This window comes from Thermococcus coalescens, from assembly GCF_055392585.1.
Genome location: NZ_AP043764.1, coordinates 13,092 through 36,735 on the forward strand (window position 1 = coordinate 13,092; position 23,644 = coordinate 36,735).

Below are 23,644 nucleotides of genomic sequence, written 5' to 3' on the forward strand. Positions count from 1 at the left end.
GTCCCGAAAACTTTTTAAACAAACTCTTACACAGGTTGAGCGGGCTTCAATGGAAAAGGTTGAAGTGGTGGAGAAACCGGTTCTCAAGGTTGAAATCGAAGAAAAGGTTGAGCCCGCGAAGGCTCTGGTTTTCGGCCTTCAGCACGTTCTGGCGATGTTCGGTGCGACGGTTACCGTCCCGCTGGTAGTCGGCGGTGCCGTAGGACTGAGCGGCGACCAGATAGTGCTCATGATACAGGCGGTTCTGCTGGCGATGGGCATAGCTACCCTGCTCCAGACGACGATAGGTTCCCGCTACCCGATAGTGCAGGGGTCGAGCTTCGCCTTTATTCCCGGGCTGATAGCAATAGGCTCTTCCCTGGGGATGGCGGCGGTTCAGGGGGCTTTGATAGTCGGCGGACTGATTGAGGCTCTAATAGGATGGCTCGGCGTTATAGGGAGGGTCAGGGAGCTCTTCACCCCGCTGGTTACAGGCGTTACGATAACCCTCATCGGATTCAGCCTCGCAGACGTCGCGGTCAAGAACTTCTTCAACTTCTACGCCGACCCATCTGGAGGAACAATCCTCAGGGCGACTCTGGTGGCGGTCATAACATTCCTCACGACAGTCTCGGTTGCCCTGAAGGCCAGGGGGAGTCTGAGGGCAATGCCCGTCGTTGTGGGTGCCGTGATCGGCTACACTGTGAGCATCCCGCTCGGCCTCGCGGACTTCGGGCTGGTGAAGACCCTGCCTGTGGTGAGCGTCCCCACACTCTTTCCATGGGGCCGGCCGGTCTTCGACACCACCGCGGTAGTTCTGCTCCTCTTCGCCTTCATGGTGAGCATAATCGAGAGCGTTGGTGACTACCACGCGATAGCGGCGGTGACCGGCTCGGAGATAAACGGGAAGAGGATAGCGAGGGGCATTGGCAGCGAGGGGCTGGCGTGCTCAATAGCCGGCCTCCTCGGGGCCTGCGGGACGACGAGCTACTCCGAGAACATAGGCGTCGTGGCGCTCACAAAGGTGGGAAGCAGGCACGTGGTCCAGGTCGGCGCGGTGATACTGATATTCCTCTCCCTCCTGCCGAAGTTCGCGGGAATACTCGCCTCGATGCCTGCGCCGGTTCTCGGAGGCCTTACCCTGGCGCTCTACGGCATGATAAGCGTCACGGGTTTGAGGCTGATAAAGGAGAGGGTCGAGTTCACCGACCGGAACACGCTGATACTGGCCGCTTCTCTGATAGCCGGTCTCGGCGCGCCGCAGCTACCGCCGGAGTTCCTGGCACATTTCCCCGGGCTGGTGGCCAGCATCATTGAGTCCGGCATGGCTGTCGGGGCGCTTACGGCCATAATCCTCGACAGGCTCCTATGAGCCCTCTTCTTTTTCATGAGATAAAGGGATTACCAAATAACTTCCTCCACCGGGGAAGGTTCGGCTTCTTCTCCGAGCTCCTCGGGCATGTTGTTGAACGCTATTATAACGAAGATGCGCGCGATCAGGAGCAACAGGAAGCCAATTAGGATTATGGCTGTCAGGGCGCCCCACCACACCCATGTGGCTGCGTCTCTGAACTCTTTGGTGCCTGTTATCTCGTACATCGCAAGCCAGGCCCTCTTCTGGAAGTAGGCGGCCCCGACTATCAGGGCCACGAACAGTACGAAGAACATGATCGCCAGCCCTATCCCGGCAGATTCGCTGAGGCGCCATCCAGCTGGAACGATGGCGAACGTCCCAAGAAGCAGGAGAATGATGACTATCAAGCCGCCGATGGCGAAGATTACGCCGTAGAGGTAGTTCTTGAAGGGCCTCTCGTCGTTCACGGCATCCCCTATGCCCTTGAGTGCCAGCAGTATCAAGACGAAACCGATCAGCGATATCACGCCGCCAACATACGGTATAAAGCTGCCAACGAGGGTGAGGATAGCCCCCCACATGCCCATGCTCTTTTCGCTTCTAACGTTGACCGTCATCAAACCACCATATGAACATCAACCTTAAGCTTAAAACCTTTACCCCAAAAAGTAAGAAAATGCCTGGATTATGCGACAGGGGCTGTTGGGGGTCTGGATTCGAGTTCCTCGGGGAGGTTCGCGAAGGCGATTATCTGGTATATCGATGCCACGAGGAGCAGTATGGCCCCGACGAGGACTATCAGGGTTATCGCTCCCCACTTGGTCCAGGTTGCCACCTTGTCGAACTCCTCGACGCCGGTTATCTCGTAGGTCGTGCGCCACGCCTTGATGGCGAAGTATATGCCGAGGATCAACACGGCAACTACGCCAACAAAGCCCAGAACCAGCATCGTAATTCCAAAAATCCCCATTGATGTGTGGACATCTCCGAAAGCTATCACGGAGTTTGAAAGCGAGAACACTCCCAGAACGAGCAGAATAAGTGCCAGAATGGCCCCTCCGAACACGATCAATATCGAGTACAGGTAGTACCTGAATGGCCTGTCATCGCCCAACTTGTCACCTATGCCCTTGAGGGCTATGAGAACGAGCACTCCCCCTATGAGAGAGACAGAACCCATGAAGAAGCCTATGTACGGTATAACTCCCGTGAAACCTCCCACAAGAGTGAGTGTAGAACCTATGAGGCCCAGGTTCCTTTCACTCCTCAGGTTCACTGCCATAGAACCACCTCATAACGGGTTATCATTATTACTTTAAAGAGTTGCGGTCGTTAAGTCTGAAAAAGGGGTGGGATAAAGGAAAGGATTCACTCCTTCTTCTCCCCGGCCTTTTCGGCGGGCTCGGCTTCCTTTTTCTCCGCCGGCTTTGGAGCGGCTTTGGCGGGGGTCGGCTTCTTGGGAGGTCTTATGCCGTAGCCGAGTATCTTGAACTTGAAGACGGTGCCGTCCCTGAGGTGGTATGTTACCTCCCTGGTCTCTCTGTTGAACTCTATCTTCTCAACCGGGAAGCGGTAGTCGCCGTACTCGTCCTGATACTTCCTGAACTCGTCCGGGTGTATGGGAACCCAGTCGAATATTTCAAGCTGCTCCTCCTGCCAGGTGGTGGTTATCATGAAGGTCTCGACGAAGCCCAGTGCTCCGGTTGGGCACACGTCAACGCAGAACTGGCAGTAGGTGCACCTTCCGTAGTCTATCTTGGGGTGCGGCCTCTTCTCCATCTGGCCGTCCTTTTCAAGCCAGGTCATTTCTATGGCTCTCGCCGGACATATCTGGCCGCAGAAGTTACAGCCGACGCACTTCTTCCAGTCGAGAGTGTGAAGACCGCGGTACTCCTTTGCGATCTGGGTCTTCTCCTGGGGTATCTTTATTGTGACCGGCTTCTTGAAGAGATACTTCAGACCCATCCACGGCTTAATGTACGAGGGCTTCTTCCTGATCTTGCTCTCCGGGGCGACCTTAAAATCGACCTCCATTCCCATCACCTGTCTATGTCCGGTGGGCAGTTGTCAAGGCTCACGAGTATGACCGGCACGTCGGCTATTCTCGCTCCGACGAGGAGCTGTTCGATGACCCTGATTCCGTGAGATATGCTCGGTCCCCTGAGCTGCAGCCTGTACGGCTTGTTCTTCCCATCGCTGACGACGTAGGCGCCGAAGTCACCCTTTGTGCTCTCCACGTGGGCAAATGCATCCCCTGCCGGAACCTTGAACCTCGGCAGGTTCTTGAGCCTCGGGTCCTCGACCTTGTAGGGCCCGCTGGGCGGCCCCATGTCGAGGAGCTGTTCGAGTATGTAGAGGTCCTGCTCTATCTCGTACCTCCTCACCATGACCCTCGCGAGGGCATCGCCGTCCCTCAGGACGGGCACCTCGAAGTCAAGTTCTGGATACAGGAGGTACGGGTCAACGCGCCTCACGTCGTAGGGAACTCCGGTGGCGCGGAGGTTTGGCCCGGTAACGCCTTCGTTGAGGGCAAACTTCCTGTCCATGACGCCTATTCCCTCAAGCCTCCTGTGAGTGATGTAGTTCTCGAAGAGTATCTCGTCGAAGTCGGGGAGCTTGCTCTTTATGTACTCCACAGTGTCCCTGAGGCGCCTCAGCCAGGCGTCACTCGGTATGTCCCTCCTGACTCCTCCGGGGATCGTGTATATGTGATAGACCCTGGCCCCGGTGAGCTGTTCGAAGAGGGCCATGAACCTCTCACGATAGGCAGCAGCCCACTGGCCTGCAGTGTATACACCGAGCTTGAAGGCCATACCCATCGTCCAGAACAGGTACGCTGAGACCCTTGCCATCTCAAGGACGGTTGTCCTGATCCACTGCGCCCTGTCCGGGACTTCCCAGCCGAGTATTTCCTCGACGGCCATTGAGTATATGACCTCGGGAACGTCGGGCTCGGGGACGCAGACCCTGAGGAGGAGGGCTATGTTCGTGTACCAGGGCCTGTACTCGGCCAGCTTTTCGAACCCCCTGTGGAGAAAGCCGGGGTTGGCTATGGCCTTAACGACCCTGCTGCCGTCCATTTTCAGTATGAGGCTGTAGTTCTCGGTCGCCATGTGCTGGGGTCCAAAGAACAGCTCGTAAGTGTCCTTATCTATCGGGAGCAGTTCCATCCCGTTCTCCCTTGCCTCCTTAACAAGCTCGCTCTGTGAAACCATTACCCTCACCTCAGATTACGTAGGTGTCCTTATCCTCATCGAACCTGTCCAGTATCTTATACTTCCGCTTCACGTAGCCGAGCATGTCGAAGTCCTTCCTGTAGGAGAGCCCAGCCTCCTTGTCTTCCTCCTCCAGTATCCACGGCATATTCAGTTTGGGGTTGCCTTCAAAGACGACCTGGAAGAACTCATGGGCGTCCCTCTCGTAGGTCTCCGCTGCCGGCCAGATGTCCATGACTGTGGGCACCACCGAGTTGTCCCTGGGTACGGCGGTTCTCACGAAGGTGTGTGCCCTGTGGGTTATGCTGAAGACCTGGTAGATCAGCTCGATTTCTCCCCTGTCGGGCCAGTCAACGGCGGTTATCTGGAGGAGCAACTCGAAGTCGTTCTCCTTGAGGAGCTTGAGGAAGTCCCTTATCCTGTCGGAGGGAACCGTGAACTCCACCCTCCTCTCGCGTCTGACTTTTCCTTCCGCGTAGGGTGCCTTTTCAAGGATCTTGGTGACAAGGGCCTCGTAGTCAGTCATCCTTCTCACGCTCCTTTTCGACCCTCTTGAGGTCGTCCATTATCCACGGAATCCATCTCTTGGCTTCCCTCTCACGCCATCCCTCTCCGAACAGCTCGTCCTGGTTCTTCTTGTACCACTCGTAGTTCTCCTTGTAGCGCTTCCAGCTGTCGGCAGTTCCGTTCTCGATCATCTCCATCATCTTGCTGATGCCCTCCATGACCGACTCGGGCCTCGGCATACAGCCGGCTATGTAAACGTCCACTGGAATGTAAGCGTCAAGCCTCTTGATGGCGTTGTAGGCGTCCCAGTAGATGCCTCCATTGATGGTGCACGAACCGTGGGCTATGACGTACTTCGGGTCGGGCTGCATCTCGTAAGTAATGATTATCCTCTTGAGGGTCTTCGGCGTGACGTAGCCGGTGATGAGGAACAGGTCGGCCATTCTCGGGGCCGGGTTGGGCATCATTCCGAAGCGCTCCAGGTCGTATCTGGAGGTCATGAGCGGCGGCATCTCTATACCGCCGCATCCGGTACAGAACGACACAATCCACATGCTTCTCTTCCTTGCGAAATCGATCAGCGGTTCCCACAACTTCCAGTCCATCTCACATCACCTCACAGACTTGCAAGCACGGCTCCAAGCGCGGCTATTATCGTGGGCCACTTCCAGTAGAACTTGGCGGCCTGGTCGATGGTGAACCTCGGGAAGATGTTGCCGATGAATATTGCCACCATGAGCACCGCTATCTGCTTGACGAGGAGGACCCCAAGGCTGGCTATCGTGTTGAGTATTGGGCTTGCGAAGGCAGTGACCACGGCACCTCCGAGGAAGATGTTGCTGAAGAACAGCGTCTCTGCGAAGAGGGCTATGGCGTGCTGTATCTGCAGGATTCCCATGTGCTTGCCGCCGAACTCGACCATCGGACCGAGGGATATTTCACCCGGTGCGATCATGATGTCGAAGGGCTCCTTTCCGAACATCGCCTGGAGGACTATGTCGTAGGCTATAGCCGCCAGCAGGAGGGGCACGTGGATTATGCTCCACCCGCTGACCTGCTGGGCCATGACTATCTGGTACGTGCTGAAGGTTCCGTAGAACTCGGCCAGGGCTACTATGGCGAAGCCGAGGGGCACTTGGATGGCGAGCAGCGTGAGCAGTGCACGCTGAGCACCGAGGCCTGCCCACGGGTTTCCTGAACTCATTGCGGCGAACATTATTCCGAGCATCGGTATTTCAAGCAGGAACGTGATGAGGATGAGGTCACCGTAGGCCCTGAGTATGCTGACGCTGCCTATCGGAATGAAAAACAGCGCCAATATGGTCGCTCCGAGGGCGTAGATGATTCCAAAGTCGTAGATGAGGCCGTGGGTTATGTTGCTCTTCTTTGAGAGGAGCTTTATGGTATCGAGTATCGGCTGGTAGAGCGGCGGACCGACCCTCCTGTGTATTCTCGCTGACACCTTCCTTATGATGCCCATGAAGAGGAACCCTACGAAGGTCGCGTAAAGTAATAGGAAGAGGGCTTTCAGCGCAACTTCAAACATCCTTCACACCCCCCACATTGCCAGTATTAGGAGTATTATGGCCAGATACCAGGCATAGCTCTGGACGTTTCCATTGTAGATATAGTTCCTAAGGGTCTCGGCAAAGTCCTCAGCCGTCTTTCCAATGTCCTTGTAGAGCTTGTCGAAGCTTATCCTGAGCCAGAACGACAGCGCCTCCTTGAGCGGCAGGAAGAAGTTCCTCCTTATGGTGAGGTTGTAGTCCATGGTGACGGGGTTTCCTGACTGGTAGGTGTCCGTGACCGGAACCCTCCTGACCTTTGCGCCGAGGAAGTATATTATCGCCGCTATCAGCAGGCCGATGACGAGCCAGATTGTGATGAGAAGTCCGTTGTACTTGCCAACGCCGATGTCAAGCTCCCAGATGGTTCCGCCGATGACCTCCTTGCCTATTATCTTGTTGAGCTCTCCCGCAACGAGACCCGGGGCGATACCGAAGACCACGTTGAGCAAGGCGAGTATGCCCATGCCTATCGCCAGCGGGAGAGGGGCGTCTTTGACATCGTCGAGGTCAGTCGGCCTCTGTCCGAACCAGACAGCGTAGGTGAACCTGATGAGATAGACAAAGCCTATTGCGCTTCCAAAGAACACCATGCCGCCCAGTATGGGCATGTTCTGACTTATCACAGCCTCGAATATCAGCCACTTGCTGGCGAAGCCGACGAGAGGCGGTATTCCTGCCAGGCTGAGGATTGCGACGAAGGCCATGGCGAAGGTTACGGGCATCTTCTCAGCCAGACCGCCCATGTCCTTGAACTCGGTCTTGCCGGTGCGGTATATTATCGTCGCCACGATCAGGAAGAACAGTCCCTTGAAGAGGGCGTGGCTTATGGCGTGGTATATGCCCGCCTCGATGCTGAGGGCGCTGCCAACGCCTATTGCGACGAGGATGTAGCCTATCTGGCTTATACTGGAGTACGCGAAGAGCTTCCTGATGTCCTCCTGGAGGGCCGCCAGAAGACCACCCACGATTATCGTCAGGCCTCCGAGGAAGGCAATTATGTAACCGAAGGAGGGAACGCTCCTGAAGGTTCCGAACTCCGCCATGAGTCTGTAGCCCATCAGCATGTAGAGGAGTATGAATCCATAAACGCCCGTCTTGCTGAGAACACCGCTGAACATCGCGGTGTAGCTCTGGTTGGTCTCACTGTAAGCGTCAGGTGCCCAGACGTGGAGCGGGAAGGTTCCCGCCTTGACGCCGAAGGCCACCAGGAAGAGCCCGAAGATGGCGGCCATATCGCCCCTGCTGAACAGGGTCTCTCCCCCGACCATGCCGAGGGCAGCGTCCTGGGCAAAGGCGTTGTAAACCTTGATGAAGCTGAAGGAACCGACCCTGGCGTAGATGATGCCTATCGCTATCAGCATGGCGTAGGCGCCTATGACGCTCAGGATGAAGTACTTGAGCGAGGCGGATTTGTTGTACTTGAGCACCATCATGAAGCTTCCGAAGGTCATGATCTCCCAGAATAGGAAGAACGCCAGCAGGTCGTATGACAGGAATATTCCAAAGACACCTGTGAGGCTCATGAGGGCGAAAAGCCACTCATAGCTGCTCCTTGCGGTCGAGGCCATGCCGAGCACCGCTGCCAGGCCAACGACACCGGCTATCATGCCGAATACCCAGCTGAGCTGGGTCAGGGCAAAGTTGAACGTAAAGCCGGCAAAGTTGGCGGTGTACTGTATCATCTTTCCTGAGTCTATTGTCGGGTACAGGTAAATCAGGTACGAGAGGGGAATCACCGCACCCGCTATGCCAAACAGCTCCCGCACTATCTTGATGTCGAGCGCCCAGGCTATGACTCCCGCTATGAGGGGCGCAAAAATGATGACCAAGAGTTCGTTAATCATGCTCCCACCCCCATCAGTGGCACGTTCTTAATGTACTGGGCAACGTTGAAGATGTCGTTTCCGGCCTTCTGGGCAAGGCTCCATGCGTAGTCCGGGTATATCCCTATGACGACAACCAGAGCCGCAAGGAAGAGCACCATAAGGCCTATCGCCAGGTTCTCGTTTATTCTCTCCCCTTCTCCCTCGAACCATATGACGTGAAGCAGTCTGAAGTAATACACCGCCTCCACGACGCTTGCCGCCAGTACAAGCACCGCCGCCCAGGTATATCCGACGGTGAGGGTGGCCAGGATTATTCTGACCTTACTCCAGAATATATTGAAGAGCGGTATTCCGACGGTGGCTATGGCGCCAACGGATATCGCGAAGGCCATGAGGGGCATTCTCCTGCCAAGTCCCCTGAAGTTATCGATCTCCGCCCCTCCAAGGGTCATCGCAGCGTAGCCCACAGCGAGGAAGAGCATGGCCTTCACAATGGCGTGGTTGACCATGTGGAAGACCCCGGCATCGACGCCGCTCGGGGTGCCGAGGGCAAAGGCGAGTGCAATGAGGCCAATCTGGGCGATACTGGAGTAGGCTATCATCCTCTTGACGTTCCTCTGTCTGAGTGCCGCGAGCTCGGCAACGATAACCGTGAGGGTTGCCAGTATAACAAGCAGCCTGAGGACCGAGTTCCAGCTTCCAACGTCCTGCATGAGGTACAGCAGTCTTGCCATCGCGTAAAGGCCTGCCTTGACAACGAAGGCCGAGAACATGGCCGTTATCGGGTGCGGTGCGGCCTGGTAAGCGTCGGGTGCCCAGGCGTTGAGCGGGAATATCTCGGCCTCAACAGCCAGGCCGAATATTATCAGGGCGAGTCCGGCCTGCGCAACGGTCGGGTCCATTGTTGCAGCCAGCTGGGCTATCTGTGCCATATTGAGGGTTCCAAGGGAGCCGTAGATGAGGGCCACACCTATGAGGAAGAAGCTTGAGCCTATTCCGCCGAGGACTATGTACTTCATTGAAGCCTCTGCGGCTTCGCCGGTCTTGTTGTACGCCGTCAGAGCGTAGGCGCTGATTGCGGTTATCTCCATGAAGACGAAGAGGTTGAAGATGTCGCCCGTCGCTATCATGCCCGTTGCGCCGAGCATGAGGAGCAGGAACAGCATGGCGTACTTGTCTATCGGCTCGACCTTGACGGCCTCAAGGCTGAAGACCGCCATCAGGAAGCTGACCGCGGCAACGATGAGCACGAACAGTGCCGCGAAGTGGCCGAAGTACAGGTTGATTCCAACGGGCGGCTTCCAGCCCCCGGCCATGACGATTATTGGCTGGCCTGTGGTGTACACCTGCTGGAAGACCAGCGCGGCTATTCCCGTCTGAAGGGCCGTGACTGCGATGAGGAAGTACTTGATGGCGTTCTTCCCGGCACCCTTCAGCAGGGGCACGAAGAACGCGCTGATGAGGGGTACAGCTATGAGCAGAGCGGCATACTGCCCGTTCATCCTCTCAACCTCCTTATCTCCTCAATATTGAGCGTTCCGTACTTCTCGTAGATCAGAATGGCAACGCTAAGGGCCATGGCCGTGGTTGCGACGCCGATAACTATCGCGGTGAGCACGAGCGCCTGCGGAATCGGGTCAACGGCCTGGTTCGGGCCGATGCCCTCGCTCAGTATTGGCGCGCTCCTTCCGGAAACGTAGCCAACGCTGATGAGGAGAAGGTTGACCCCGGTTTCCATTATGCTCAGTCCGATGAGTATCTTGAGCAGGTTCTTCTTGACGAGGATGGCGTAGAGCCCTATCAGCACAAGGGCTATGGCCCCAAAGTAGTAGACGCTGATCATTCGCTCACCTCCTCCTTGATCATGCCATCGATGATTCCGCTGAGCTCCGTGCCGACCTTGATTCCGATGATGGTGTAGATTATCGGTATGAAGCCGCCGCTGAGCAGCCGTCCGATGTTCCCTGTGCCGAAGTTCCATGTCTGCCATATCCAGTCGAAGAGGAAGTAGCCGCCTATCGCGAGTCCAATGAGGCCGACAAGGACGTAGCCTATTCCAGCAAGTCCTTCGGTCTTCTCGAAGCCCCTGTGGGGTATCTCATAGGTTATGAACGCCAGGTAGAGCAGCAGGAAGGCCGTCGCTATGGTGGCTCCACCGGGGAATCCTCCGCCCGGTGTGAGGTGTCCGTGAATGAAGATGTAGGCACCGAAGATCATCACGAAGGGCACAAGAAGTCTTGTCCCGGTTGTGAGGACTATCGAGCCCTCTGTCTTGGCGCTCCTCTTCTTCTTTCTCTTCCACAGGAGTGCCCCGACACCGGTTGACGCAATGAACAGGACGGTGACCTCACCGAGGGTATCGAATCCACGGTAGTTGACAACAACGGCCGTTACCGCGTTAACCGCCCCCGTCTGCTGCTTTACATTGTCGAGGTAGTACCGCCCAACGAGCATCTTGTCCTGACCGAAGGGCACACCGGCCAGCCCCTGTGCGAGCCAGTAACCTACGATGAGGAGCAGGATTATTGCAAGGAGGCGCTTCATCATTTTTACCACCTCACCCACCAGCCGGGCTTTTCTTCCTCCTCTGTCTCAAAGCGCTGGGTTCTCTTGATTGCGAAGATGAACACCGCCGCACTGAGCGCCGCGCCTATGGCAGCCTCGGTCATTGCAACGTCCGGTGCCTGAAGCATGAAGAACAGCAGTGAGGCGAAGAGGCTTACCGCCGCCATCCCTACGGCAGCCGCCAGCAGGTCCCTCCACTCGACCGCAAGTACTGCGGAGACCACCATTATGCCAACTATGAGGTATTCGATGAGGGTTATACCGTTCATGCCACACCACCCTCCTTCGTGGGGGTCTCGTCGGGGTTCTCGGGTGAGCCGGCCTCCTTTTCCTTTGCCTCCAGGTGCTCCCTGTACCTGTCAACAACACTGCCCTCCCAGAGCGGTATGCCGCTCTTGTAGGCGGCCCTGATGAGGGCGTGGGCGCTTATCGGGTTCGTGAGCAGGAGGAAGACGGCTATAACTATTGTCTTTGTGAGCCAGGGGATGCTTCCGAAATCTGTTCCGAGGGCCCAGATGCCGACACCGATGATAACGCCGAGAGAGCCCAGGGTGGCGCTCTTGGTGGCCGTCTGCATTCTGTTGTAGACGTCGGGCATTCTGATGAGGCCCAGGGATGAGAGTATGTAGAAGAACGTTCCGAGGAGAACCAAGATTTCGCCGATAACAGTGAGCGCGTTCATAGGCCTCCCTCCATGTAGCGCGCGAAGGCTATGACTCCTCCAAAGGCGAGTATCGCGTAAACGAGCGCAACATCGAGGAATATCATTCTCTTGTAGTAGAGGGCGAAGAGAACCATCAGTCCAGTGGTGATGGTCGTCATGATGTCAACCGCAACGAGCCTGTCGACGGTGGTCGGTCCCCTGAAGACCCTGTACATGCTGAGAAGCGTCGCTATGGCTATAAGCACGAGATAAACGTTTATCCCTATCATCCGAAGATCACCCTCAGGAACTTTTCAAAGGGCTCGGTTATGTTCTTAGACGCGCCCTCGACGCTTGAATCTTTGACGTCTATCCAGTGTATGAAGTACTTGTCCCCATCGACATCGAGGGTTATGGTTCCCGGCGTCAGGGTGATTGAGTTGGCAAGGCTGAGCTTTCCAACGTCGCTCTTGAGAACGGTTCTGCACTCAACGATTCCCGGGTTTATGGGCCTCTTGGGGTGCAGAACCCTGTACGCCACGTCGAGGTTTGCCATTATCATTGCCCACAGAAAGTACGGGATGTAGGCTATTGCATAGGCGATCCTCTTGGGGTTGAGGTTTGCGAGGCCGTTGGTGGTGAATATCTCGTAGGTGAACGCACCGACGATGAGTGCCAGTAGCAGACCGAATCCTAGCTCCTGTGGATCCAAACTGGCCGTTAGAAACAGCCATATCAGGAACAGTACGATAACCGTGTACAGGTAGCGGCTTATCTTGCTTGCTTCTCCCATTCAGCAACCCTCCACAGGTTGATGGAAGTGCGCCCCACAGAGTTAAGCGAAGCTAATTTTTGGTTTAAAACAATTGCTTATAAACGTTACCTACGAAGAACAAAGGTTTAAAACGTTTGGTTAAAATAGAGGCACCAGGTTTGTTCTCTGATGTTAAAAAGGGTTCCTCATGGCGCATGGCTTGAGAGGAGTCTCAAAGTTCCCAAATTTGGTTACAGTGAGTGTGAAAAATTGAGGGAAATTTCAATCAAAAAGAAGAGGCGGGTCAGTAGATGGATATTCTCTTGACACCCTCCAGCTTGGAGAGCTCGTTGATTAGGTCGCCCGGGATTGGTTTCTCCGTGATTATGGTGAGCGTTGCCTCGGGGTAGAGTTCCGGATCTTCTGCGACTACCTGGATTATGTTGATGTCCCTCTCCGCTATCTTCTGGGCGATCTTCGCGAGTATGCCTATCGCCCTCGGTTCCGGCTCGATCTCGATGACGCCGTAGCCAACGTGCCTGCCGACGTACTTCATGTGAACCGTCGGCTCAAGGTTTACGTATATCTCCTTCAGTTCGGGTATCTTGAGTATCATTCCCACGGTTTCCTTGACAACGCGTCTGTCAACGTCGAGGGCCTTCGCAATCTTCGTGTAGGGAACCTCTATATCACCGGCCTTGATTTTCATGTCATCGGAAACCCGAAGGCCGTACTTGAGGAGCGTCTTGGCGATCTGCTTCCTCACTGGATACTCGTCAAAGTAATGCTCGATCTTCCCCCACATTACCTATCACCCACACTAGTCCATCACTAGACTGTTTAATTCAATAATATTAAAATGTTTCCATGCCCGCATGACTCCAAAAGGTCTCTCCTTAAAAATCTTTGGGCGGGAGTGGTCATGGACGCCCCGTTGATTGTCGGATTTTTTATCCATCGGCGGATTTTTAAAATCTCCGCTAAACCCGCAAATATGATTGAGGTCAGGCTCCCCCATACACGTTTCGAGGACATGGGCGAGAACATCAGACTCATATGGCGCGAGACCCTCTACGCGGAGTTTGAAAAAAGAGAGCTCTCCAGAGTTATCAAAAGGAAGTACCGCGTGTCGCCGGAGATAACGGTGAAAGACGGGACTATGGTTGTCCATACTGACTATCCGGATGTGGAGAAGTACATCGCAATCTACATTCAGAACAACCTTGGCAACTTGCTGAAGAACCTTCACACCCGCAGGAAAGTTCTCTACATCCATGAGGGCATGGACGTCCCCCTTCTCGGCTACAACGCCTTCGGGCTGATCGATCGGGGCACGAATCTGATACAGGTTCGCGGTGTCAGCGGCTGCAACCTTAGCTGCGTCTTCTGCTCCGTCGACGAGGGACCGTATTCAAGAACGAGGAAGCTCGACTACGTTGTTGATATAGACTACCTGATGAAGTGGTTCGATGAGGTTGCGAGGATAAAGGGGAAGGGTCTTGAGGCCCACCTTGACGGGCAGGGGGAGCCGCTCATCTACCCCTTCCGCGTTGAGCTCGTCCAGGCGCTGAGGGAGCACCCCAACGTCTCGGTAATCTCTATGCAGAGCAACGGGACACTCCTCACGGACAAACTCGTCGAGGAGCTGGCCGAGGCGGGACTTGACAGGGTGAACCTATCGCTCCACTCACTCGATCCGGACAGGGCGAGGATGCTGATGGGCAGGAAGGACTACGACTTGGAGCACGTTCTCGACATGGCAGAGGCCCTGGTCAACGCAGGGATAGACGTTCTCCTGGCCCCCGTCATAATATTCGGAATCAACGATGACGAGGCCGAGGCCTTCATAGAGTTCGCCCGGAGAATAGGGGCTGGAAAGCGCTGGCCGGCCCTGGGCTTCCAGAACTACATCCCCTACAAGTTCGGGAGGAACCCCACGATCGCCAGACTCGTCCCATTCAAGGACTTCTACGCCTGGCTCAGGAAGCTTGAGGAGAAGACCGGGATGAGGCCGCTCGTCCTGAAGCCGAAGCACTTCGGCATGGAGAGAAGGGAGTTCATACCGCTCGCCTTCAGACCGGGGGAGATAGTTAAGGCCGAGGTAGTTCTGCCCGGCAGAATACAGGGCGAGATGCTTGCAAAGGCCAGAAACAGGCTCATAGAGGTCATCAACACCGACGCAAAGATCGGGGACAGGATTAAAGTCAGGATAGTCAGGACAAGGCACGGGATTTACATTGGGACCCCCGTTTAGGTCTCACAACTTTGATAACTAATTTACAGTTCTCTCAAACATCGTCCTGTCATGACTCCAAAAAGTTTAAATTTTCGGCGCCGATGAGTTAACCGGGGAGCGTGATGAGGAAAGTCTACGCTGTCGCCTTAGTCTTGATAGTCCTTTCGTTCACTTTCTACTTCGGCAACTTTCTCATGGCCAAGTCAGAAACCCACACAAGTGCCCGAACCGGGAGCATGAAAAGCGTCAACGCGACATTTAACGACGGATTCTGCGTTTATTCTGACTCTCCCCTCGGAAAGATGGTTGCGGAGGAGCTCAGGAACAGGGGGTACAAGGTGCTCCTGCTCAGCGCCCCGGTTGAGTGCGACGGTCAGTTCCTGGCTGTCTGGGTCAAATGGTTCAACGTCAGCTATTCCCCTGTACTTGCGAGGGGTCACGTAAGGGTAATCGCGGTCTATTCAAGCGCCGGCGACCCGACCCATTATCTCAGGTACAGGAACGCCACAGACAGGACGGCGGCACTGATGGATTTTGAGGATACCCAAATACCCCAGTTTCAGGCTTACGTCCTCGTTGATGTTTCCGATGAGTCCAAGGGAATCATCGGCCTCAGGGGGTATCAGGATTACCTCATGGGGGAGGCGGCAAAAGCGGTCGTTGAGGACATCAAACACGTGACGTACGGTGAGGCCGGATGAACCGCCAGGGGATAACCCTAGCGCTCCTCATCGTCGTGGTTTATTCATTTGTCTTTTACTTCTCCCTTTCAACCAGCGTCTCATGGAAGTCGAGGGGTGAGTTTAACCACCTGACCAACGTTACCGTCCAGGGAAGGGTAGTCGTTGACATGCCCGTTGAGCTTGAGCTGATCTCCGGCGTTTCTCCAGAGCTTGACTACCACGGGCAATTTGAGGGCTCTCTGAAGGCCGCCATAATGAAGATTCTGGAATCGGAGAACCTCTCCCCAGAGTTCTCACACGTGAGACCCGTCATCGTCTTTCCGGGTGGAGGACTGCCCTCAAGGATAAACGACTCGGTTGTCATCATTTTTGTCCCGTTCTACGGGCACGAGAACAGGGTCTTTTACGAAAACTGCTACGCGAGCATCCTGGTTTACATGAGCTCCAGCGGTGACGTTGGGAGCTACCTCTCAGTGGAGGAAAGATACTCCGGGGATTCAAGCAAAGCCGACGATTTAAAGGGCTTTGCCGCAGACCTTTTCCGCACCGCCAGGGCTGATGCCGAGCTCAATGGAGGCCCCTACTCGCTGAAGGTTGTCTACTGGAACGTCCTTGAGGTGAGGCGCGGCAAGCTGACCGATAAGAGCTGTTGGGGTGTTCTGGCCGGCGAGGTTGGAAATGAAATCGAGGAATGGGCACGAACTCTCAAGCCCTCAGATGAACCTTGAACTCCTGACCCTCAGCTCTCCCCTCTCGTGGAGTTCCAGCAGTATTTCCACTATCCTTTCCCCGGCCTTCCCGTCGCCGAAGGGGTTCGGTGCCCCGGCCATTCTTCTGTAGAACCCCCTTTCCTCCATGAGTTTCTGGAGGTAGTGGATAGCCCTGTCCTTCTCCAGGCCAACGAGGACGTTGCCGCCGGCCTTCACAGTTTCCGGTCTCTCCGTGTTGTAGCGGAGGGTGAGACAGGGGACGTCGAGGATTATGCTCTCCTCCTGTATTCCACCGGAGTCCGTCATTACCACGAAGGCGTTCCTCTCCAGCTTGAGGAAGTCGAGGTAGCCGAGGGGCTTGGTGACGGTGAGGTTCTCGATGGCCTCAACCCTCTCCCAGAGGCCGAACTCCTTCAGCCTGTTCCTCGTGCGCGGGTGCATGGGGTAGATTGCCCTCATTGGGAGGGCCTCAAGTATTTCAACGAGCTTTGTGAGGTTTTCCATGCTGTCCGTGTTCTCGGCCCTGTGGGCGGTTATCAGGATGTACTCCTTTGGTTTAAGGCCGAACCTCTCAAGGACGTCGCTCTTTCTCTCCGCTATCTTAGAGTTCTGGAGAACGGCATCGACTATCGTGTTGCCCACGACGTAAACGCCCTCGGTTATTCCCTCCCTCCCAAGGTTCCTCCTCGCCTCCTCCGTTGGGGCGAAGAGCACCTCGCTTGCATGGTCTGCCAGGATTCTGTTTATCTCCTCGGGCATCGTCCGGTCAAAGCTCCTTAATCCAGCCTCAACGTGGGCCACGGGTATCCTCAGTTTGACGGCCGCCAGGGCACCTGCCAAAACCGTATTGGTGTCGCCCTGGACGAGCACCACATCGGGTTTTTCGTTCACCAGAACCTTTTCAATCTTTATCATGGCCGTTCCGGTCTGCTCCGCCTGTGTGCCTGAGCCGACCTCAAGGTGATAGTCGATTCCATCGAGCTCAAGCTCCTCCAGGAAAACCCTGCTCATCTCGTAGTCGTAGTGCTGTCCCGTGTGGATGAGGAGTGGCCTGACACCCCTCTCCTCGAACGCCCGTATGACCGGTGCCAGCTTTATTATCTCCGGCCTCGTGCCAAAGACGAAGGCCGGCCTCAATACTCCCCCCTCCCGACACCCCTGAATATGAAGCCCCGCGGCGGCTCATCGACGATGTGCCTTCCGTCCACCAGAATCCGGGTTCTCATCAGCCGGCCTAACCTCTCCCAGTCTAGGGACTTGAAAGCGGTGTGGTCCGTGGCTATGACAACTGCATCCGCTCCCCTGAGGGCGTCCTCAAGGTTCTCATGGGTTCCTCCCACGAAGGGGTCGTAGGTTCTTATCTCGGCGACGTTGTCCCTTATACCCTCGATGAAGGCGAAGGCCGGAGAATTCCTCGTGTCGTCGCTGTTGCCCTTGTAGGCCAGGCCGAGAACCGCAACAACGGCCCTATCCGGGGGGATGTTGGCCTCTTCAAAGGCGCTGAGCAGGAGTTCCCTCGTGAGCAGGGGCATCGAGTCGTTTATCTCCCTTGCCAGTCTAATCAGTCCAAAGTCCCTCTCGGCAGGCCAGACGAGGAGATGCGGATCCTTCGGGAGGCAATGTCCACCAACCCCTATGCCCGGCACATGGATCCTGACCCTCGGATGGGTGTTGGCCAGCTCTATGGCCTCGAAAACGTCTATCCCGTACTGGTGAGCGAGGAGGGCGAACTCGTTGGCGAGGGCTATGTTAACGTCACGGAAGGTGTTCTCCATGAGCTTGACGACCTCGCTGACAGTTGAGCTCGTTTTGAACGTCTGTCCTTTGACAAAGGACCTATACAGTCTCTCGGCTAGTTCAGCACTTTCGGGGGTTATTCCGCCAAAAATGCGTGAGTTGTAAACCAGCTCTTTGAATATCCTGCCTGGCATTACCCTCTCGGGGGCGTGAACCATATAAAATTCCTCACCCGGCCTGAGCCCGCTTATTTCTTCCACCAATCCGGCCATCCGAACCGTTGTGAGCGGTGGGACTGTGCTCTCAATTATTATGAGCGACCCCTTTTTCATGACCTTTGCAACGGTCTCAACGGCATTCTGGAGGTACTCCAGATTCGGGGTTTTATCCTCCTTGAGGGGAGTCTGGACGCATATTATGTAAACGTCCTTGCTTTTGATGTCTTCCGGGTCGGAAGTTGCGCGGAGGGTTCCGTTATCAATTGCCTTTTTGAGGAGATTATCTATCTCGGGCTCAACTATGTGGGCCCTTCCCGAGTTTATCTTCTCAACGACCTCTTTCCGTATTTCATAGCCCGTAACGTGGAAACCTGCATTGGCGAACATTATGGCCGTCGGAAGACCGATGTATCCCAGGCCGATCACCGCTATCTCTGCTTTCCTGCTTTCTATTTTCTCCAGCATGCCCTTCACCCATTACCCTAGTGCCATCCCTGAATAAAAGTCTTTTCCAGAAAACGATTTCTGGCCGGGTTTCTGGGGTGTGTGCGATTTTGGGGCACTTCCCCGGTGGTTTCGTTCTCCCGCTGAGATGTTGTCCTATAATGTCCCCAATTTCACCGAAAGAAAGCGTTCTAAACGTTCGTTCGCTTCGAAACGGCATGAAAAAACTTTGAAAAGAAGGCTTCACAATCGTTTTTGGGAAAGCCTTATATTGAACAGAGTTGTCCAGTAAATTGGTGGATGAAATGAGGGTATGGATTGACATCACGAACGCTCCTCACGTTCACTTTTTCAAGGGTATAATAAAGGAGCTTGAAAAGGCCGGTCACGAGGTTCTCGTCACTACGCGGGAGTTCGATGGGTTAACAGGTATTCTGGACATGTTTGGAATTGACTACTACGTGGTCGGGAAGCACGGCGGTGCAACGCTTGAGGGAAAGCTTCTGGCGAGCACCGAGAGGATGTACAAGCTCTCCAAGCTCATCATTGAAGAAAAGCCGGATCTAGCCCTTTACAAGCACTCCGCCGAGGCACCGAGGGTTGCCTTCGGTCTTCAGATACCCGCCATAGGTTTTGTTGACAACGAAACGGCCGTTGCACAGAACAAGCTGATCCTTCCCTACACCACGCTCCTCCTGTATCCGACGGCCATAGACGCATACGAGCTCCTCAGATGCGGCGCCGACCCCAACGGCATGCACCCGGTTAAGGGCTTCTCCGAGCTGGCACACCTCTACGGCTTCCTTCCCAGCAGAACTGTCCTGAAGGAGCTTGGGGTAAAGCCCCGGGAGTACATAGTCATGCGCACTGAACCGATAAAGGCCAACTACTTCAACGGGCCGCCAAAGAGCGTGCTTGAGGACGTTATCCCGCTCCTCCCTGAAGTTCCCATAGTTCTCTTCCCCCGTACGGAGGAGCAGAGAAAACACTTCGAACGCTTCGAGAACGTGATAATGCCCGAAAGACCCGTTGACAGCCTCAGCCTGCTCTACTATGCCAGACTCATGATAGGCGCTGGGGGGACGATGAACAGGGAGGCCATAGCCCTCGGAACCCCGACGATTTCAACCTATCCCGGAAGGTTGCTGGCCGTTACAAAGTGGCTCGTGGAGAAGGGCCTGAAGTTCCACTCGACCGATCCGGTGAAGGTCTCCAGGATGGCGGAGCGCATGATGGATATGAACGGAAGCTACCGCGCCTACATAAGAAGCGTCGTAAGCGGCTTTGAGAACCCCATGGACGTCATTCTCCGGGAGATAGAGACCTACGAGGAGTTCGGAACCTTCATGACAATGAAAGTGGAAGAATCATCCGACTCCGGCAACGCGCGGGGTTACGTAAGCCTCAACAACGGCCGCCACAAGGAGGAGCAGCACTGAAAGTGCGAAGAGCTTTAATGCCTTTACTGCCCCTCTTTTGAACCGCTCCCCCGTCTCTCCCTCGCCCTTTATTATCTCACGGTACCAGACTATGCCCGAGACCCCCGCGAGCGCTATCGCTGGTATTTCAATGATTCCGTGGGGTACCAGACCCAGGATTATTTGGGGGAATGAAAGCTCCCCGCTCTCCTGAACTGCCCTAACAACGAGGCCGACCATGAAACCGTTGAACGCCATTATCAGCCATGGCCCCAGACCAAAGAAAAGGCCCGAGAGGAGCATGAAGAGTGCCACCATCGAGTTGTTGGTGAATATCTTGAGGAAGTTCTCAAAGCCGGAATCCGATAGGGGGCCTATTTGTTCGGCCAGCTTTTTGACGGCATCCATGGCCGCTCCGGGATTTCCAGCGGCGAAGATGTATCCGACGAATGAAGCTGCGAGAAATACGAGGAGCAGGTAGCCGAAAGTCTTTCTGGGAACATCCACGTTGAGCCCGGGCATACCCTCACCTCACTCTTTGAGGGCGTTCTTGAGGGCTATCTTGAAGTCCTCAACGTTGATGTAGGGCATCTCTATGTCCATCCTCACCGCGAAGAACTCGTCTATAATCTGCTCCAGCTCTTCGAGTTTATGCCCCTCAAGTTTCTTTTCAAGCTCCTGGACGGCCTCTTCGGGATGCATAAAGAAGTCTCCGGTGATCTTGACGTGCTCGGCTATACCGTCCCTCTCGTCGAACTCTATTCTTATCAGACCCTTTCTGGCCTTGTGCTCTCCAACGTGGTGCTTCATACCCATCCCCAAAGTAAATGGTTCGGAGAACTTTTTAAAGGTTGGGTATAAGTGGTTGCGGTGGTGGGAATGGGATACGCTCAGGTTAAGGAGAAGATCAGGCTCATCCTCCAGGAAACTCTGAAAGAAATGCTGGACGAGGCTGGGAAGGAGTGGGAAGGCGAGATAACATTCGACGACACCCCAGGCATCGAGCTTGGGGACTTCGCAACGACGGTTTCTTTCCAGCTGGCGAGGGTTTTCAGGAGGGCACCGAAGCTCATCGCCGAAGACATCGTTGAAAGGCTCAAGGAGAAACTCCCGGAGGAAATTTCCCAGGTCAAGGCCGTGAACGGCTACATAAACTTCTATCTGAACTACAATGTCTTCGGCAGGAACCTCGTTCGCGAGATACTTGAGGGAGGAAACGCCTACGGGGAGGGTAAGGTTGGAGCAGGAAAGAAGGTCATCGTTGAACACACCTCGGTGAACCCGACAAAGCCCCTCCACATGGGACACGCCAGGAACGCGGTACTCGGCGACACGATGGCGAGAATAATGAGGAAGCTCGGCTATACCGTTGAAGTCCAGAACTACATAGACGACCTCGGCGTCCAGTTTGCCCAGGTTCTCTGGGGCTATCTCCATCTAAAAGACGAGTTTGAGAGGCTTGAGGCGGAGCTGAGAGAGAAGGGGCTGAAGGAGGACTTCATAGACCATGTTATGGGCCTGCTATACGTCGAGGTCAACAAGCGCATAGAGGAGAACCAGAAGGTTGAGGGAGAAGTCCGCGAGCTGATGAAGAAGCTGGAAGAGGGGGACAGTGAGATAGCGGAAATCGGGAGGAAGCTGGCCGAGAGGGTGGTTAAGGCCCAGATGCTGACAACCTACCGCATGGGCATAGCATATGATCTGCTCAGCTGGGAGAGCGACATAATGCGGAGCGGGATATTTGACGAGGCCTACGAACTCATCGAGGCCAACGAGAACTTCTTCTGGGCCACGGAGGGTAAATACAAGGGAGCCTTCGTGATGGATCTCAGGAAGCTTTTCCCGGACATGAAGAACCCCTTCCTCGTCCTCAAGAGGAGCGACGGAACCGCCACATACACCGGCAAGGACATAGCCTATCACCTCTGGAAGTTCGGGAAGGTAAGTGCTGACATGCTTTACCGGCCTTGGGACAAACGCGGGAACCACGAGACCTGGACAACGGCTCCAGACGGGGAGGAAATGCCCGGAAAGTTCGGGAGGGCTGATATAGTCATCAACGTCATCGGTGCCGAGCAGAAGCACCCCCAGATGGCCATAAAGTACGCCCTTCAGCTCCTTGGCTTTGAGGGGAGTGCGGAGAACTTCCACCACCTCGCTTACGAGCACGTAGTGAGGCCCGAGGGCAAGTTCTCGGGCAGGAAGGGAACCTGGGTCGGTTTCACTGTTGATGAGGTTCTCAACGAGGCCGTCCGGAGGGCAAGGAAGCTGGTGGAGGAGAAGAACCCGAGCCTGAGCGACGAGGAGAAAGACAGCATAGCCGAGGCCGTTGGCGTTGGAGCGGTTCGCTTCAACCTGGTCAAGTACAGCCCGGACAAGATAATCACCTTCAGATGGGAGGACGTTCTCAACTTCGAGGGAGAGAGTGCTCCCTACGTCCAGTACGCCCATGCACGCTGTGCATCGATCCTCAGGAAGGCCGGCGAGAGGGGCATAGAGACAGCCCCGGAGGCGCTCCTTGAGAAGGCAGACTTTTCAGGACTCACCCACAGGGAGAAAGAGCTGGTGAAGCTCCTCGCAAAGTTCCCGGAGATCGTGGAGCAGGCAGGCAGGGACGTCAAGCCCCATCTGATTCCATGGTACGCCAACGAGCTCGCTTCGCTCTTCAACAAGTTCTACATGGACCATCCGGTGCTCAAGGCTGAGGAGGGCATAGTGGAGGAGAGGCTGCTCCTTGTGCTTGCGGTAAAGCAGGTTCTCAGGAATGCTCTCGAACTGCTCGGCATAGAAGCGCCGGAGAGGATGTAATCCGGCGTTTTAAACTCCATTCTATACCCCTCACTGTTTCTTAAAACTCCCGGAACCCTAAAATACCCCCCTATCCCAAGAACTCTCGGTGGTTCCATGCGTGGTGTTATAGTGCCCCTTGTAACGCCTTTCAACGAGGATTACTCCATCGACGTTCCAGCCCTTGAGGAGCATCTTGAGTTTCTCCAGACTGTCGGTGTTCACGGGATATTCATAAACGCAACAACGGGAGAGTTCACGAGCCTCAGCGTCAAGGAGAGGAAGTTTCTGGCTGAGAGAGGCAGGGAATTCGTCAAATCGACGTTCTACCTCGTCGGCACCGCGTCCTCCGACACCTTTGAGGTCATTGAGCTTACGAAGCACGCCCAGGATATCGGGGCGGATTACGTCGTCATAGCCCCGCCGTACTACTGTCCCCTCAACGATGACGCATTGTTCAGGCACTATTCGATGATAGCCGAGAAGACGGATATTCCTGTCATACTCTACAACATCCCCTCCTGCGCCAATCCCCTCAGCGTTTCCCTCATCAAACGCCTCGCCGTAGAGTACCCGAACATCGCCGGCGTAAAGGAGACGATAGACAGCGTGAACCACATCAGGGACGTCATTCTGGACGTCAAGGGAGAGAGGATGGACTTTATGGTGTTCACCGGTCTCGATCAGCACTTCCTGAACACGCTGATCCTTGGAGGGGACGGGGGCATAATGGCATGCGCTAACTTTGCCCCGGAGGTTCATCTGGCTCTTTACAAGGCATTCCAGGAAAAGCGGTTTGAAGAGGCCTTCGAGCATGCTAGAAGACTGGCAAAGCTGTCGAAGGTTTACGACATGGCATCATCCTTTGGCTCGGCAATAAAGCTCGCAATGTCGCTCAGGGGGTTCTCGATAAAGCCCGTCCTGAGACCTCCCTATCGGATGGACGGGGAGGAGGTAAAGGAGGGGATAAGAAAACTGCTCGCCGAGGTGCTGGGCTGAG

At 55.2% G+C, this 23,644-nt stretch carries 27 protein-coding genes; 7 read left to right on the top strand and 20 right to left on the bottom strand.

The genetic code is table 11. The features are described 5' to 3' along the window. The first annotated feature begins 49 nt into the window (after positions 1-49). The gene (locus ACZ5M3_RS00085) at positions 50-1,351 is read left to right on the top strand and encodes a uracil-xanthine permease family protein (RefSeq protein ID WP_464839729.1); all 1,302 of its coding nucleotides are present in this window, start codon (positions 50-52) and stop codon (positions 1,349-1,351) included. Positions 1,352-1,380: 29 nt separating this feature from the next. On the opposite strand, the gene ACZ5M3_RS00090 is transcribed toward ACZ5M3_RS00085, so the two are convergent. The 16 genes from ACZ5M3_RS00090 to ACZ5M3_RS00165 all read right to left on the bottom strand — a co-directional run bounded on the left by ACZ5M3_RS00090 (position 1,381) and on the right by ACZ5M3_RS00165 (position 13,216). Further along, the gene (locus ACZ5M3_RS00090; RefSeq protein WP_464839730.1) at positions 1,381-1,950 is read right to left on the bottom strand and encodes a DUF996 domain-containing protein; all 570 of its coding nucleotides are present in this window, start codon (positions 1,948-1,950) and stop codon (positions 1,381-1,383) included. A gap of 68 nt (positions 1,951-2,018) precedes the next feature. Then, complete coding sequence (locus ACZ5M3_RS00095; RefSeq protein ID WP_464839731.1) at positions 2,019-2,615, bottom strand: DUF996 domain-containing protein; 597 nt, start codon at positions 2,613-2,615, stop codon at positions 2,019-2,021. Positions 2,616-2,701: 86 nt separating this feature from the next. After that, positions 2,702-3,367 (bottom strand): NADH-quinone oxidoreductase subunit NuoI, encoded by a 666-nt coding sequence (gene nuoI / locus ACZ5M3_RS00100; protein WP_464840963.1) that lies wholly within the window; start codon positions 3,365-3,367, stop codon positions 2,702-2,704. Positions 3,368-3,372: 5 nt separating this feature from the next. After that, positions 3,373-4,548: an NADH-quinone oxidoreductase subunit D gene (locus ACZ5M3_RS00105; protein ID WP_464839732.1), complete on the bottom strand. Its 1,176-nt coding sequence runs from the start codon at positions 4,546-4,548 to the stop codon at positions 3,373-3,375. A gap of 10 nt (positions 4,549-4,558) precedes the next feature. Continuing rightward, complete coding sequence (locus ACZ5M3_RS00110) at positions 4,559-5,074, bottom strand: NADH-quinone oxidoreductase subunit C (RefSeq protein ID WP_464840965.1); 516 nt, start codon at positions 5,072-5,074, stop codon at positions 4,559-4,561. Continuing rightward, positions 5,067-5,660, bottom strand: a complete 594-nt coding sequence (locus tag ACZ5M3_RS00115) for a NuoB/complex I 20 kDa subunit family protein (RefSeq protein WP_464839733.1) — start codon at positions 5,658-5,660, stop codon at positions 5,067-5,069. Before ACZ5M3_RS00115 ends, ACZ5M3_RS00110 begins: the two co-directional genes overlap by 8 nt. A gap of 11 nt (positions 5,661-5,671) precedes the next feature. Beyond that, positions 5,672-6,601 (bottom strand): respiratory chain complex I subunit 1 family protein, encoded by a 930-nt coding sequence (locus ACZ5M3_RS00120; protein WP_464839734.1) that lies wholly within the window; start codon positions 6,599-6,601, stop codon positions 5,672-5,674. 3 nt (positions 6,602-6,604) lie between these two features. Next, the gene (locus ACZ5M3_RS00125) at positions 6,605-8,464 is read right to left on the bottom strand and encodes a proton-conducting transporter transmembrane domain-containing protein (protein ID WP_464840967.1); all 1,860 of its coding nucleotides are present in this window, start codon (positions 8,462-8,464) and stop codon (positions 6,605-6,607) included. After that, positions 8,464-9,951 (bottom strand): proton-conducting transporter transmembrane domain-containing protein, encoded by a 1,488-nt coding sequence (locus ACZ5M3_RS00130; protein ID WP_464839735.1) that lies wholly within the window; start codon positions 9,949-9,951, stop codon positions 8,464-8,466. The genes ACZ5M3_RS00125 and ACZ5M3_RS00130 overlap by 1 nt, the downstream gene beginning before the upstream one ends. Then, positions 9,948-10,292: an NADH-quinone oxidoreductase subunit K gene (locus ACZ5M3_RS00135; protein WP_464839736.1), complete on the bottom strand. Its 345-nt coding sequence runs from the start codon at positions 10,290-10,292 to the stop codon at positions 9,948-9,950. Before ACZ5M3_RS00135 ends, ACZ5M3_RS00130 begins: the two co-directional genes overlap by 4 nt. Then, the gene (locus ACZ5M3_RS00140) at positions 10,289-10,996 is read right to left on the bottom strand and encodes a Na(+)/H(+) antiporter subunit B (protein ID WP_464839737.1); all 708 of its coding nucleotides are present in this window, start codon (positions 10,994-10,996) and stop codon (positions 10,289-10,291) included. Before ACZ5M3_RS00140 ends, ACZ5M3_RS00135 begins: the two co-directional genes overlap by 4 nt. 2 nt (positions 10,997-10,998) lie before the next feature. Further along, positions 10,999-11,283 carry a DUF4040 domain-containing protein gene (locus ACZ5M3_RS00145; RefSeq protein WP_464839738.1) on the bottom strand — a complete coding sequence of 95 codons (285 nt, stop codon included), beginning with the start codon at positions 11,281-11,283 and terminating at the stop codon, positions 10,999-11,001. Beyond that, positions 11,280-11,696, bottom strand: a complete 417-nt coding sequence (gene mnhG, locus ACZ5M3_RS00150; RefSeq protein WP_464839739.1) for a monovalent cation/H(+) antiporter subunit G — start codon at positions 11,694-11,696, stop codon at positions 11,280-11,282. Before mnhG ends, ACZ5M3_RS00145 begins: the two co-directional genes overlap by 4 nt. Further along, a complete protein-coding gene (locus ACZ5M3_RS00155) occupies positions 11,693-11,947 on the bottom strand; it encodes a monovalent cation/H+ antiporter complex subunit F (protein ID WP_464839740.1) in 255 nt (84 codons plus the stop codon). The genes mnhG and ACZ5M3_RS00155 overlap by 4 nt, the downstream gene beginning before the upstream one ends. Beyond that, positions 11,944-12,450: a Na+/H+ antiporter subunit E gene (locus ACZ5M3_RS00160; protein ID WP_464839741.1), complete on the bottom strand. Its 507-nt coding sequence runs from the start codon at positions 12,448-12,450 to the stop codon at positions 11,944-11,946. The genes ACZ5M3_RS00155 and ACZ5M3_RS00160 overlap by 4 nt, the downstream gene beginning before the upstream one ends. A gap of 265 nt (positions 12,451-12,715) precedes the next feature. After that, positions 12,716-13,216, bottom strand: coding sequence for a regulator (locus ACZ5M3_RS00165; protein WP_258084573.1), 501 nt, complete (start codon positions 13,214-13,216; stop codon positions 12,716-12,718). A gap of 189 nt (positions 13,217-13,405) precedes the next feature. On the opposite strand from ACZ5M3_RS00165, the gene ACZ5M3_RS00170 reads away from it, so the two are divergent. The 3 genes from ACZ5M3_RS00170 to ACZ5M3_RS00180 all read left to right on the top strand — a co-directional run bounded on the left by ACZ5M3_RS00170 (position 13,406) and on the right by ACZ5M3_RS00180 (position 16,058). Then, positions 13,406-14,665, top strand: coding sequence for a radical SAM protein (locus ACZ5M3_RS00170; protein WP_464839742.1), 1,260 nt, complete (start codon positions 13,406-13,408; stop codon positions 14,663-14,665). Positions 14,666-14,769: 104 nt separating this feature from the next. Then, on the top strand, positions 14,770-15,348 hold the full coding sequence (locus ACZ5M3_RS00175) for a hypothetical protein (protein ID WP_464839743.1): 579 nt from the start codon (positions 14,770-14,772) through the stop codon (positions 15,346-15,348). Further along, positions 15,345-16,058 carry a hypothetical protein gene (locus ACZ5M3_RS00180; RefSeq protein ID WP_464839744.1) on the top strand — a complete coding sequence of 238 codons (714 nt, stop codon included), beginning with the start codon at positions 15,345-15,347 and terminating at the stop codon, positions 16,056-16,058. The genes ACZ5M3_RS00175 and ACZ5M3_RS00180 overlap by 4 nt, the downstream gene beginning before the upstream one ends. On the opposite strand, the gene wecB is transcribed toward ACZ5M3_RS00180, so the two are convergent. Then, positions 16,044-17,177 carry a non-hydrolyzing UDP-N-acetylglucosamine 2-epimerase gene (gene wecB, locus ACZ5M3_RS00185; RefSeq protein ID WP_464839745.1) on the bottom strand — a complete coding sequence of 378 codons (1,134 nt, stop codon included), beginning with the start codon at positions 17,175-17,177 and terminating at the stop codon, positions 16,044-16,046. The two genes, ACZ5M3_RS00180 and wecB, sit on opposite strands and share 15 nt — an antisense overlap. Next, on the bottom strand, positions 17,174-18,460 hold the full coding sequence (locus ACZ5M3_RS00190; protein WP_464840969.1) for a UDP-N-acetyl-D-mannosamine dehydrogenase: 1,287 nt from the start codon (positions 18,458-18,460) through the stop codon (positions 17,174-17,176). The genes wecB and ACZ5M3_RS00190 overlap by 4 nt, the downstream gene beginning before the upstream one ends. 284 nt (positions 18,461-18,744) lie before the next feature. On the opposite strand from ACZ5M3_RS00190, the gene ACZ5M3_RS00195 reads away from it, so the two are divergent. Next, positions 18,745-19,878 carry a DUF354 domain-containing protein gene (locus tag ACZ5M3_RS00195; protein ID WP_464840971.1) on the top strand — a complete coding sequence of 378 codons (1,134 nt, stop codon included), beginning with the start codon at positions 18,745-18,747 and terminating at the stop codon, positions 19,876-19,878. Here the strand turns inward: ACZ5M3_RS00195 and ACZ5M3_RS00200 are convergent. Both ACZ5M3_RS00200 and ACZ5M3_RS00205 read right to left on the bottom strand, forming a co-directional pair. Beyond that, positions 19,807-20,379, bottom strand: a complete 573-nt coding sequence (locus ACZ5M3_RS00200) for a stage II sporulation protein M (RefSeq protein WP_464839746.1) — start codon at positions 20,377-20,379, stop codon at positions 19,807-19,809. The two genes, ACZ5M3_RS00195 and ACZ5M3_RS00200, sit on opposite strands and share 72 nt — an antisense overlap. Positions 20,380-20,388: 9 nt before the next feature. Further along, entirely contained in the window at positions 20,389-20,667 is a 279-nt protein-coding gene (locus tag ACZ5M3_RS00205; protein ID WP_464840972.1) for a lipoate protein ligase C-terminal domain-containing protein, read from the bottom strand. Positions 20,668-20,736: 69 nt separating this feature from the next. On the opposite strand from ACZ5M3_RS00205, the gene ACZ5M3_RS00210 reads away from it, so the two are divergent. Continuing rightward, a complete protein-coding gene (locus ACZ5M3_RS00210) occupies positions 20,737-22,665 on the top strand; it encodes an arginine--tRNA ligase (protein WP_464840974.1) in 1,929 nt (642 codons plus the stop codon). Between the two features lie 96 nt (positions 22,666-22,761). Beyond that, the gene (locus tag ACZ5M3_RS00215) at positions 22,762-23,643 is read left to right on the top strand and encodes a dihydrodipicolinate synthase family protein (protein ID WP_464839747.1); all 882 of its coding nucleotides are present in this window, start codon (positions 22,762-22,764) and stop codon (positions 23,641-23,643) included. Position 23,644: the final 1 nt, after the last annotated feature.